Origin of the sequence: Haloarcula sp. CGMCC 1.2071 (assembly GCF_037078445.1) — an archaeon.
Taxonomy (GTDB): domain Archaea; phylum Halobacteriota; class Halobacteria; order Halobacteriales; family Haloarculaceae; genus Haloarcula; species Haloarcula amylolytica.
Genome location: NZ_JAYMGY010000002.1, coordinates 224,420 through 236,200 on the forward strand (window position 1 = coordinate 224,420; position 11,781 = coordinate 236,200).

An 11,781-nucleotide genomic window follows, 5' to 3' on the forward strand; every position below is an offset into this window, starting at 1 on the left:
GCGTCTGTCCCACACCGTCACGGGGGCCACGGACCGGGTTCTCGGTCCAACTTTTCCAAACCTTAAACCTCTCCCCGTCGAAGTACCGTCTATGAGCGACAACGACAGCAGAAAGAACCTGCGGATGCCGGAAGAGGACGAGGTGTTCGCCGTCGTCATGGACATGCTTGGCGCGAACCGCGTCAAGGTACGCTGTATGGACGGCGTCGAGCGCACAGCCCGGATTCCGGGCAAGATGCAAAAGCGGATCTGGATACGCGAAGACGACGTAGTCCTCGTCGAACCCTGGGACTGGCAAGACGAGAAAGCCGACATCACATGGCGCTATGAGAAACAGGACGCCGACCAACTGCGCGAGGAGGGGCACATCCAGGAGTAGCCTGACATGTATCTGGCCGCGGGCTCGACGGAGGCAAAAGCGTGACCGAGGGGCAGTTCGGCCTGCTCGATACGGACGACGTTGACTCACCGGGTGACGAATGGGAAGAGGTCGACGTCTCCGACACGGAAGCCGACCGCATCGCCCGCAAGCGGGACCGCGAGTTCAGCGAGTTCCGCGAGCGCATCAAGGACGCCGACCAGTTCAAGGTCGAGGCCAGCGTCTTCGACGACGCCACCTACGGCGCGCTGTACAAGCTCGTGCAGGACGGCCACATCGACGCCTTCGGTGGCCCAATCTCGACCGGAAAAGAGGCCAACGTCTACACCGCACTCTCTGGCGACAAGGAGGTCGCCGTCAAAGTGTACCGCATCAACGCCTCCGATTTCAAGGACATGCGGAGCTATCTCGACGGCGACCCCCGGTTCGAGGGCATCGGCTCGGACAAGAAGAAGGTCGTCACCGCGTGGGTCCGCAAGGAGTCCTCGAATCTCAAGCGCGCCCGACGAGCGGGCGTCCGCACGCCGGAGCCCATCGCCGTTGAGCGAAACGTCCTCGTGATGGAGTACCTCGGAACCGAAGAAGGCCGCAGCAAACGTCTCAGCGAGGTCCACATCGAGAACCCAGAGACGGCCTACGAGGTCGTCAAGGAGTACACCCGCCGGCTGTACGACGCCGGCCTCGTCCACGGCGACCTCTCGGAGTACAACATCGTCTTCCACGAGGGCCAACTGTACATCATCGACCTGGGCCAGGCGGTGACCATCCACCACCCCAACGCCGACGATTTCCTCGAACGGGACTGCCGCAACGTCGCGAACTTCTTCGCCAGACAGGGCGTCGACGCTGCGCCCGAGGACCTGCTCGCGTACGTCCGGGAGTACGCGACACCGAAGGACAAGGACGACACCGCCCCGGGGAGCGACGACGACGCCGTCCCGCAGGGGACGCCAGCCGACCGTCGTGACGACGAGTAACCACCAGCGTTCTGTTCGCGTGATGTTTTTTGGGGGGTAGAATCTTATCGCAGCGGCGATATGTGAATTGTAGCCATTATCACCCATGGCACTGAGTTCCGGCAGACAAACCGCAGCACACTGCCGTTGTTACCCGCTTCCTCACAACCCGGTTTGACTGTGAAAACCACGGTACGTAAAATGTTAGAGGGCGTATATATACACATGGATGACCTGTCACAGTGCTACCCATGCTGTGTGAGTCGGCGCTGGCCTGTTCCAAGCAGGTGCGGCTGATGGACACCACCCCATCAGACAGCAGTTCGGATCAGCAGACCGCGAACAGCGACGCCTCGGTGTCTGAGCGCCTCATCGAGGGACTGTCCTCGCATGCGGTGTTCATGCTCGACGCTGATGGCACCATCACGACCTGGCCCGACCCGGCAGCGACGCTGTACGGCTACGACCGGGACGCGGCGGTCGGCCACCACGTCGACATGCTGTTTGCCGACCCCGAGGAGATGGAGACGACCGTCGAATCACTTCTGGCGGAGGCGGTGGACGAGCCCATCGAGACACAGCACTGGCACCGACAGGCTGACGGGTCGGTGTTCTGGGCGACACTCTCGCTCTCACCGCTCGAAGATGGGGAATCCGAAGGGTTCGTCGCAGTCAGCCAGGACACGACCGAGAAACACCAGTACGACAAGATGCTCGAACGCCAGAACGACCGGCTCAAGGAGTTCACGGATATCCTCGCCCACGACCTGCGGAGCCCACTCAGCGTCATCTCCTCACGGGTGCATCTGGCCCGCGAGACGGGCGACGAGGAACACCTCGACGCGCTCGAAGAGACGAGCGACAGGATGGCCCGCCTCGTCGATGACCTGCTCTCTGTCGCCAAGCAGGGCAACGTCGTCACCGATCCGGAAACGACGAACGTCAAGGACGTCGTCGACACCGCCTGGGAAGGAGCCGGCGGAACCACCGAGCGAGCCACGCTCCACTACGACCACGTCGGCTCGGTGAGCGCCGACGCCGACCGCCTCATCGAACTGTTCGAGAACCTCTTTCAGAACAGTATCAGGCACGGCGACGGAGCTGTTATCGTCCGCGTCGGCCCGCTGGACCACGGCTTCTACGTCGAGGACGACGGCCCCGGCATCCCGGCCGACAATCAGGACGACGTGTTCGACCACGGCTTCACGACTGCCGAAGACGGCAGCGGCTACGGGCTCTCGATTGTCCGGACCATCGCGGGCGCACACGGCTGGGACATCCTCGTCACCGACAGCGACACGGGCGGCGCGCGGTTCGAAATTACCGGCGTCGAGTTCCTGGACTGAAATGGCTTCTGCCGGCGGACGGGCGCCCGGCATCTTACAGTCACGCGACTGCCGAAGTTTTAAACAGGCAGACCCTCCTACAGAGAGGTATACTTATGCAACACGTGAAGATTCCGCAGGACCGTATCGGTGTGTTGATCGGCGAGGGAGGTGAGACCATGCGCGAGATCGAGGAGCGCGCAGAGGTCCGGCTGGATATCGATTCCGAGGACGGCACGGTGAAAGTCGAGTCCGTCGGCGACCCCGTGACGGCGCTGAAAGGCCCCGACATCGTGAAGGCCATCGGCCGCGGGTTCGCGCCCGACGACGCGCTGGCGCTGCTCGAGGACGATATGATGATGTTCGAACTCATCGACATCGAGGCCGCCTCCCGAAACAAGAACGACTTCCGCCGCCAGAAGGGCCGGCTCATCGGTGAGGGCGGCCGGACGCGGGAACTCATGCAGGAACTCTCCGGCGCGGCCGTGGTCATCTACGGGTCGACGCTGGGCATCATCGGCGGCCCGGAGCAGGTCGACGCCGTGCGAGAGGCCGCCGAGATGATTCTGGACGGGGCTCCCCACGGCTCCGTCTACTCGTTCCTCGAACGCAAGCACAACGAGATGAAGCACAAAGGCCTCGAATACCACCAGTTCACCGGGTAACTCCGGTAAATTAGCTGTCTGGCTGGCGATTGCGAGCCACGGCGACAGTATGAGTGCGTACGGTCACTGCTGAATCCCGTCAGCGGCGCACCACACCGTTTTCCCGAAACACGCTCTACGAGACGGTATGCCGACCATCGCCGATACCCATATCGTCAACCGGGAGCGCGTCCAGCCGACCCACGCGAACAACTACAACAGCGCCCACGGGGGAATCGTGATGAAGTGGATGGACGAGATCGGGGCGATGTCTGCCATGCGGGCCGCCAGGGAGTCCTGCGTGACCGCACAGATGTCTCGCGTCGACTTCGAGCGCCCGATACCCATCGGTGACACCGCGCTCATCGAGTCATACGCCTACGCCACAGGCCGGACCAGCGTTCGAGTCCGCATCGAAGTCGCCCGCGAGGACCCACACACCGGCGACACCGAGGAGACGACCAGCGCCTATGCTACCTTCGTCGCCGTCGACGACGGCACGCCCACGCCGGTTCCTGACCTGACCGCCGAGAGCGAGGAGTGCAAGCGACTGCGTGAGACGGCACTCGCCGAAGAACCGAAGCGGGAGTAGCGGGCGGTATCATCATCGCAACCATCCGCGGAATCCTATCGCTACGCAGTGGTTCTCATTCGGAGTTTCGGCCGGAATTTGAACCGATGGAAGACTCCCGCTGGTCGTCTTCCAGGGATTCAAATCCCGGTACCGGTCTCCCGACCACAGCAGTTGCTCGGCGACGGAGCGCCTCGAAGAAATGTGGTCGGGAAAGCCTAGGCCGGAATTTGAATCCGGGGTCTCGTCCTTACCAAGGACGCGCTTTACCGCTAAGCTACCCAGGCACGCATCAGTGTGTATCCGGCAATTGTCTAAAGTCGTTTCGATTCGGGGCCGGTGTGTCGATTAGTATCAGTGGTCGGCCGCGGCCTCGGTCCCGTCGCCGGATGGCTGTTCGGCCCCCGCGCGGGCCCGGAGCGCGTCGGCGACCTCCTCACGGAGCAACTCGGCGTTGGGCGGGAGGCCGTCGACGGCCAGTTCAGTCGCGTACTCGCGGAGTGTCGGGGTGGGACGGATGCCGGCGGCGGTGACGCCGGCGACCACGGCGAGTTCCAGAATGTCAGTTTCGAGCGCGGTGTCGAGACTGTCGTCGTTGGTCGTCTGACGGACTGTCTGGTCGTGACCGAACGAACGGACGACGGAGACGGCGGCGTCGGCGGCCTCGGTCCTGGCGAGCAGGTAGAAGCCACGCGAGACGAGGATGTCCGCGATGAGGATATCCAGGTCGGCCGTGTCGCGGTCGCCGTTGACCCAGGGGTCGTCGCGGGCCAGTTGGCGAGTGAGCGAGAGTCCCTCGTAGATGAGTTGGACGCCGGCGGCTCGGTCGGCGACGCCGTCAGCCAGGTCGACCGGTGGGTCGCTGGTCGCGCCCGCGCTGACGAGCGTCAGGACGCCGGGCGCAAGCGACGCGTCGTCCAGGCGAGCGGCGATCCGCTCGTGAAGCCGGTCAGGCTCGACATCGTCGACTGCCGCCAACGCCGCTCGGCGAACTGCCGCCACTTCCTCCATTATGAGGGTCTAGCGACGGGAAGGGCAAAGACCTTTGGAAACCGCAGAGTCACAGCAGGCATGGTACAGACCACGAGCGGCGATGGTATCCGGACCCTGACGCTCGACCGGCCCGACCAGCGCAATGCGCTCACCAGCACGGCGCTACGTGACCTCGAAGCAGCAGTCGAGTCAGCGACCGAGCCAGTGCTGTACCTCCACGGCGCTGGCGAGGCGTTCTGCGCCGGCGCGGACCTCGACGAGGTCAAGGCCCTCGATTCGGAGCGCGCCGAGGCGTTCGCGGCGCTGGGCCAGCGGGTCGCTCGGACGCTCGAATCCTACGACGGGGCCGTCGTCGCCGGTATCGACGGCGCGGCGCGGGGCGGCGGCGTCGAACTGGCGCTGGCCTGCGATATCCGGGTGGCGACGCCCGGCGCAACGCTGGCCGAAACCGGGGTCAAACTCGGCCTGTTCGGGGCCTGGGGCGGGACGGCGCGGCTCCCCGACATCGTCGGGACCGGCGACGCGCTGGATATCGCGCTCTCTGGCCGAACGCTTGATGCCGAGACGGCCCTGCAGATGGGGCTTGTCTCGCGGGTCACTGCGGAGCCTCGGGCCGTCGCCGAGGAAGTGGCGGCCGTCGACACGGACGCGCTACGAGTGCTGAAAGCACGGATGCGGGACGACGCCGACAGGGAGACCCAGGAGCGCCGTGAACAGCAGGCCTTCGCCGACCTCAGCGCGAAGACGGAGTAGGGAAGGGTACAAGACGACGCCTCGCATACGGGCCGCCAATGGTCGACTGTGAGTACTGCGCGGAATCGTTCGACGGTGACGACGCCTATCTCGACCACCTCGCCGACGCCCACGACGGCGAACTGGGGGCTATCGACCGTCGGCGCGTCGAGGAACACACCGGAGGCGAGGACGACGGGACCCTTCCGATGGGTCCAATCATCATCGGCATCGTCGTGGTGTTTGCGATCGGACTCACAGCATACGCGACTCAGCTAAGTGGGGGGGACGGCGGCAGCGACACGGACCTCGTCGGGACGGCGGGCGCACAGCCGCTTTCGGCAGTCGAGGCCTCCGGGGTCGAAGCGTCGCCATTGGACGACACCGGCGACAGCGACCGACTGGCCGGCGTCGAGCAGTTCCCGGACAGAGGGACCACCCACGTCGAAGAAGGCAGTGCTATCGACTACCAGCGGGTCCCGCCACTCTCCGGGACGCACTACGCTTCGACAGTCGATGCAGGCTTCTACGAGGCGACGCCGCTGCTCGGTTCGCTCGTCCACACGCTCGAACACGGAGCGGTCATCGTCTACTACGACCCCGATGCAATTTCCCCAGAAGCCAGAGAGAGCCTTCGGGAGTTCTCCAGCACCCACACCGGCACCTGGCGGAGCGTCGTCGCCGTCCCGAACCCCAACGACGACCCGCGGGCGACCTACGTCGTGACGGCGTGGCGGCACGAGCTAACGCTGGACAGCTACGACGCCGACACCGTCCACGCGTTCCTCTCGGAGTATCTGGGCCGCGGGCCGGAGAACCCGGTCCGCTGACGGCTAACTCGAAGGAACAGGCCTCAGTACAGCGGGTCCGCACCCGGCGGCATCGCTCGCTTGTGGGCGCTCGATTCGTACATTTCTCGGACAGTCTCGACAACATCCAGCGGGACACCGAGCCGGTCGGCCGTCGCAGCCGCCGGGACGCCGCCGTCGATATGCAGGGCGAGGATAGAGTCGAGCGTGTCGTAGTCCATCCCCATCTCGTCGGCGTCGGTCTGGCCGGCCCACATCTCGGCGCTGGCGGTCTTCTCCGCGAGGTCGTCGGGGACGCCGACGTGTTTCGCCAGCTGCCGGACCTGCTGTTTGTACAGCGCCGCGATGGGATGGCAGTCGACCGCGCCGTCGCCGTACTTCGTGTAGTAGCCGACCAGCGCCTCGCTCCGGTTACCGGTGCCCAGTACCAGCGCGTTCTCGTGGTTCCCGACGAGATAGTTCAGCACCGCCCGGCAGCGAACCCGGAGATTGCCGACGGCGAGCTGGTCACCCTCGGCGTCGGGATAGGCGTCGAGGAACGCGTCGACGAGCGGGTTAATTTCGATGACGTCGTACTCGATGCCGAGCAGGTCGTTGGCCACGCGCTCGGCGTCGCTCATGTTGTCCGCGCGGTTGACCTCGCTGGGCATCACGAGGCCGTGGACAGCGTCGCGGCCGAGCGCCTCGACAGCCAGGTGTGAGACGAGTGTGCTGTCGATGCCGCCCGAGAGCCCCAGCACCACGGTGTCGACACCGGCGGCGTCGACCTGCTCCTCGATGAACGACGTGATATGGTCGCGGTGGGCGTCCAGTTCAGCCTCGGAGAACGTCAGGTCGATCGGGTCGTTGGCCCGTACGACGGAGTCCGCTGTTGCCATATCTACTAGTTGGCCGGGCGGAACTAATACCCATCCATCGGCGCGATATTTTCGGACGACCGTCCAGTCGAAACGCTACGTTCAAGTGCGGTCGCTGTTGACAGTTCGATACGGGGTTCGCAGGTCCGACCGACCTGCAGTCTACCGAAGTGCGCCGGTGGTGAGCAAATCCGACGGATTTGCGAGCCTCGGCGCGCGAGTGAACGTAGTGAACGATGCGCGCCGGTGGTCCAGTGGTAGGACATTGCCTTCCCAAGGCAATAGCCCGGGTTCAATTCCCGGCCGGCGCATTTTGATGCGAGCAAGTCGCGAGCAGCAAATGCAGTCCACGGGAATTGAATCACGCGAGGCGAACAGAGTGAGTCTCGCCATCGGGTTCAATTCCCGGCCGGCGCATTTTGATGCGAGCAAGTCGCGAGCAGCAAATGCAGTCCACGGGAATTGAATCACGCGAGGCGAACAGAGTGAGTCTCGCCATCGGGTTCAATTCCCGGCCGGCGCATTCCCTGCGGTCGTTTACTGTCCGATGTTCGCGAACGGACTGGTTCGCTCACTCCCGGCCGAGGCATTCTTCCCGTCGTTTCCCAGTGTGAGCGACACAGCCCGCGGACCGCGGGATACTTGTCGGGGCCGGGCATACCCAGTGCCAACAGATGGACGCGCCGCTGTGGACGGAGACACACGCCCCGGAGTTGTCGGACATCCGCCAGCCGAAGGCCCGCGAGCACCTGCAAGGAGCCATCGAGGAGCCGATGAACCTCCTGGTCCACGGACCGAAAGGGAGCGGGAAGACGGCCGCTGTCCGAGCCTTTGCCCGGGAAGTCCACGAGAACCCCGACGCGGACTTCACGGAACTCAACATGGCCGACGTGTTCGGCATGACGAAAAAGGAGGTCTCGAACGACCCGCGGTTCGCGTCGTTCATCGACAGCAAGCGCCGCCGCGAATCCTCGAAGGCAGACCTCATCAACCACGTCCTCAAGGAGTCCGCCAGCTACTCGCCGGTGTCGGGCAGCTACAAGACCATCCTGCTGGACAATGCCGAGGGGATGCGCGAGGACTTCCAGCAGGCACTGCGCCGGGTGATGGAGCAGTACTACGAGGCGACGCAGTTCGTTATCGCGACGCGCCAGCCCTCGGCCGTTATCCCGCCGATCCGCTCGCGGTGTTTCCCGGTCGTGATGCGCGAACCGACTCACGAGGAGACGGCGTCCGTACTGGAGGACATCGTCACCGCGGAGGGCGTCGACCATGACGACGACGGCATCGAGTACGTCGCCGGCTACGCGGAGGGTGACCTCCGGACCGCAGTGCTGGCCGCCCAGACGACTGCCGAAGCCGAGGGCGAGGTGACGATGGACGCCGCCTTCGAGACCCTGAACGCCGTCGAAGCCGACGACCAGGTCGAGCAGATGATCGACGCGGCCGAAGACGGACGCTTTACCGACGCGCGGGCGACGCTTGACGACCTGCTCGTCGACGAGGGATACGGCGCGTCCGATATCCTCGACGATATGCTGGAAGTGGCCCGGTCACGCTACTCCGGGGACCGACTGGCCGAGATTCACGAGATGGCCGGAGAGACGGATATGGCGCTCGTGGACGCGGCCAACGAGCGAATCCATCTCTCACACTTCCTCGCACAACTGGGCGAGCGGTAGGGAACGGCTGCCGGCCGATAATGCTCTGGGGCGCTGTACGGGACACAGCCGGCCGCTACTGTACGTTCCCGCGCCTCTTGCCGAACCGCGATACGGCGCGGTGACATGGAATCGCGGACGCTCAGCCGCCGAGGCGGCGTCAACCGCTTCGAAATCCTTTTACGCGCTTCGGCGGGTAGATACGGACAACGAACCATGGATATCGACATCATCGAAGAAGACGAGAATCCCATGTTGCACCGCACGGACGTCCGGTTCGAGGTCGTCCACGACGAAGCCACCCCCTCCCGTCTCTCTGTCCGCGACTCTCTTGCGGCCACGCTGAACAAGGACGCGGAAGAAGTCGTCATCCACAAGCTCGACACCAAGTTCGGCATGCGGAAGACGGTCGGCTACGCGAAGGTCTACGACAACCCTGAGTACGCCCGCGACGTCGAGCAGGACCACATGCTCGAACGCAACAAGATCGTCGCCGACGGCGAAGAGGAAGCGGAGGAAGCATAGATGCCACACAACGAGTACTACAGCGACGACGGCGAACTCGACCGCGAGACCTGTCCCCGGTGCGGTGACACCGTCCTCGCCGAGCACGAGGACCGCCAGCACTGCGGCAAGTGCGGCTACACCGAGTGGAAGTAAGGCCGCCCGATGCGTATTCTGGGTATCGAAGGTACCGCCTGGGCAGCCAGTGCTTCGGTGTTCGAGACGCCGGACCCAGCCCGGGTAACCGACGACGACTACGTTTTTATCGAAACTGACGCGTACGCCCCAGACAGCGGCGGCATCCACCCGCGCGAGGCCGCCGAGCACATGGGCGAGGCCATCCCGACCGTCGTCGAGACGGCCATCGGACATGCACACGAGCGGGCGGCCGCTGGCGGTACGAACGGGGACGGAGACGACAGCGCGCCGATTGACGCCATCGCCTTCGCTCGTGGCCCGGGACTCGGCCCCTGTCTTCGCATCGTCGCCACAGCCGCTCGGGCGGTCGCCCAACGGTTCGACGTGCCGCTGGTCGGCGTGAACCACATGGTCGCTCACCTCGAAGTGGGTCGCCATCGCTCGGGCTTCGATTCGCCGGTGTGTCTGAACGCCTCCGGCGCGAACGCTCACATCCTGGGCTACCGGAACGGCCGCTACCGCGTGCTGGGCGAGACGATGGACACCGGCGTCGGCAACGCTATCGACAAGTTCACCCGCCACATCGGCTGGTCCCATCCCGGTGGACCGAAGGTCGAACAGCACGCCCGCGACGGCGAGTACCACGAACTGCCCTACGTCGTCAAGGGGATGGATTTCTCCTTCTCGGGCATCATGAGCGCTGCCAAGCAGGCCGTTGACGAGGGCGTCCCGGTCGACGACGTCTGTCGCGGGATGGAGGAGACCATCTTCGCGATGCTGACGGAAGTCTCCGAGCGGGCGCTGTCGCTGACCGGTGCTGACGAACTGGTGCTGGGCGGCGGTGTCGGCCAGAACGACCGCCTCCAGCGGATGCTCGGCGAGATGTGCGAGCAACGCGGCGCGGCGTTCTACGCCCCCGAGGACCGCTTCCTGCGGGACAACGCCGGGATGATCGCGATGCTCGGCGCGAAGATGTACGCGGCCGGCGACACAATCGCCATCGAAGACTCACAGATCGACTCGAACTTCCGGCCCGACGAAGTGACCGTCACCTGGCGCGGGGCCGAGGAGTCAGTCGACAGCTATCGAGCGGCGGACGACGAAGTCCAGGGCGCGGAGGCGACCGTCCGCTTCGAGGAGGACCGAGTCATCAAGGAGCGCGTGCCGCGGAGCTACCGCCATCCAACGCTCGACGAACGCCTCCGAACCGAGCGGACCCGACAGGAAGCCCGGCTCACCAGCGAGGCGCGCCGACACGGCGTCCCGACGCCGCTCGTGCGGGACGTGGACCCGCAGGAATCCCGCATCGTCTTCCAGCGCGTGGGCGAGGCGGACCTCCGTGAGGGGCTGTCGGAGGCGCGCGTCGCGGACGTGGGGCGCTGGCTCGCTCGCATCCACGACGCCGGCTTCGTCCACGGCGACCCCACGACGCGAAACGTCCGAGTCGGTAGCCGTGGCGGGCAGGGCGAACGGACCTTCCTCATCGACTTCGGCCTCGGCTACTACACGCAGGAGGCCGAGGACCACGCGATGGACCTCCACGTCCTCGCCCAGTCGCTCGCCGGGACCGCGGACGATCCCGAGACGCTGCTGTCGGCTGCTGAGGACGCCTACCGGACCGAGAGCGACCACGCCGACGCAGTGTTCGCCAGCCTCGACGATATCGAAGGTCGGGGCCGGTATCAGTAGAATAGGAACCAAGGGAGGTGCTGAGTCGCGGTCGGCGGAGAAAGCATACCGCGAGCGTAGCGAGCGGTTTCACGCGAATCGCTCCGCGATTCGCGCTTTTTTCGCCCACGTTTTTCGAGGAGCCGTCCCCGCAGCGAGCGAAGCGAGCGAGGAACGGTGACGATGAAAAAGGTGGTGGACAAATGGTTTAACCTCGGCCCGAATAGGAATCGGTATGGCAGAAAAACCCCAGTCGGGAACGTTGTTCGGCGTGCCGTACAACTTTGAACGACCGAGCCTCAAGCGGTTGGTGTCGGCCTATTGGAAGCCGGGCGATGACATGCTGGTGGAGAAGCCGTTCGGCATCGGCTACACGCTGAACCTGGCGAACTGGCGCTCGTGGGTCGTGCTGGCGGTCGCCGGCGTGATGCTGTATCTCGAACGCGGCGGCAGCAGCGAGGAGTTCGAGTCCGAGAGCGAGGACGAACCGGTCGAAGTCGTCGTCGACTGAGACGGATTGGTTGAGCGGTTGCGGAGTTTCGAC

General features: G+C 64.9%; 14 protein-coding genes and 2 tRNA genes. 13 read left to right on the forward strand and 3 right to left on the reverse strand.

Translation table 11 applies throughout. The features are described from left to right. Positions 1 to 91: 91 nt before the first annotated feature. From eif1A to VI234_RS05145, 5 genes are all read left to right on the forward strand, one after another. Entirely contained in the window at positions 92 to 379 is a 288-nt protein-coding gene (gene eif1A / locus VI234_RS05125; protein ID WP_004516096.1) for a translation initiation factor eIF-1A, read from the forward strand. A 41-nt stretch (positions 380 to 420) separates the two neighbouring features. Further along, entirely contained in the window at positions 421 to 1,356 is a 936-nt protein-coding gene (gene rio1, locus VI234_RS05130) for a serine/threonine-protein kinase Rio1 (RefSeq protein ID WP_008307435.1), read from the forward strand. A 275-nt stretch (positions 1,357 to 1,631) separates the two neighbouring features. Beyond that, complete coding sequence (locus VI234_RS05135; RefSeq protein ID WP_336329630.1) at positions 1,632 to 2,681, forward strand: two-component system sensor histidine kinase NtrB; 1,050 nt, start codon at positions 1,632 to 1,634, stop codon at positions 2,679 to 2,681. 95 nt (positions 2,682 to 2,776) lie between these two features. Next, positions 2,777 to 3,325 carry a KH domain-containing protein gene (locus tag VI234_RS05140; protein WP_004590591.1) on the forward strand — a complete coding sequence of 183 codons (549 nt, stop codon included), beginning with the start codon at positions 2,777 to 2,779 and terminating at the stop codon, positions 3,323 to 3,325. Positions 3,326 to 3,452: 127 nt separating this feature from the next. Then, a complete protein-coding gene (locus tag VI234_RS05145) occupies positions 3,453 to 3,896 on the forward strand; it encodes an acyl-CoA thioesterase (protein ID WP_336329418.1) in 444 nt (147 codons plus the stop codon). 194 nt (positions 3,897 to 4,090) lie between these two features. Here VI234_RS05145 and VI234_RS05150 read toward each other — a convergent pair. Both VI234_RS05150 and VI234_RS05155 read right to left on the reverse strand, forming a co-directional pair. Then, positions 4,091 to 4,162, reverse strand: a tRNA-Thr gene (locus tag VI234_RS05150). A 67-nt stretch (positions 4,163 to 4,229) separates the two neighbouring features. Beyond that, complete coding sequence (locus VI234_RS05155) at positions 4,230 to 4,886, reverse strand: DUF7114 family protein (protein ID WP_336329419.1); 657 nt, start codon at positions 4,884 to 4,886, stop codon at positions 4,230 to 4,232. Between the two features lie 60 nt (positions 4,887 to 4,946). On the opposite strand from VI234_RS05155, the gene VI234_RS05160 reads away from it, so the two are divergent. After that, positions 4,947 to 5,621: an enoyl-CoA hydratase/isomerase family protein gene (locus VI234_RS05160; RefSeq protein ID WP_008307422.1), complete on the forward strand. Its 675-nt coding sequence runs from the start codon at positions 4,947 to 4,949 to the stop codon at positions 5,619 to 5,621. Between the two features lie 38 nt (positions 5,622 to 5,659). Further along, a complete protein-coding gene (locus VI234_RS05165) occupies positions 5,660 to 6,430 on the forward strand; it encodes a DUF3105 domain-containing protein (protein WP_008307420.1) in 771 nt (256 codons plus the stop codon). A gap of 23 nt (positions 6,431 to 6,453) precedes the next feature. Here the strand turns inward: VI234_RS05165 and VI234_RS05170 are convergent, their stop codons facing one another. Further along, positions 6,454 to 7,287: an NAD+ synthase gene (locus tag VI234_RS05170; RefSeq protein WP_008307418.1), complete on the reverse strand. Its 834-nt coding sequence runs from the start codon at positions 7,285 to 7,287 to the stop codon at positions 6,454 to 6,456. Between the two features lie 219 nt (positions 7,288 to 7,506). Here VI234_RS05170 and VI234_RS05175 point away from each other — a divergent pair. From VI234_RS05175 to VI234_RS05200, 6 genes are all read left to right on the forward strand, one after another. Then, positions 7,507 to 7,577: transfer RNA gene (locus VI234_RS05175), tRNA-Gly, on the forward strand. A gap of 363 nt (positions 7,578 to 7,940) precedes the next feature. Further along, entirely contained in the window at positions 7,941 to 8,948 is a 1,008-nt protein-coding gene (locus VI234_RS05180) for an AAA family ATPase (protein WP_336329420.1), read from the forward strand. 195 nt (positions 8,949 to 9,143) lie between these two features. Continuing rightward, entirely contained in the window at positions 9,144 to 9,452 is a 309-nt protein-coding gene (locus VI234_RS05185; RefSeq protein WP_004516108.1) for a 30S ribosomal protein S24e, read from the forward strand. After that, positions 9,453 to 9,587 carry a 30S ribosomal protein S27ae gene (locus VI234_RS05190; RefSeq protein ID WP_004590578.1) on the forward strand — a complete coding sequence of 45 codons (135 nt, stop codon included), beginning with the start codon at positions 9,453 to 9,455 and terminating at the stop codon, positions 9,585 to 9,587. 9 nt (positions 9,588 to 9,596) lie between these two features. Beyond that, on the forward strand, positions 9,597 to 11,258 hold the full coding sequence (locus tag VI234_RS05195) for a bifunctional N(6)-L-threonylcarbamoyladenine synthase/serine/threonine protein kinase (RefSeq protein ID WP_336329421.1): 1,662 nt from the start codon (positions 9,597 to 9,599) through the stop codon (positions 11,256 to 11,258). 214 nt (positions 11,259 to 11,472) lie between these two features. Further along, on the forward strand, positions 11,473 to 11,748 hold the full coding sequence (locus VI234_RS05200; protein WP_004590574.1) for a DUF5808 domain-containing protein: 276 nt from the start codon (positions 11,473 to 11,475) through the stop codon (positions 11,746 to 11,748). Positions 11,749 to 11,781 lie beyond the last annotated feature (33 nt).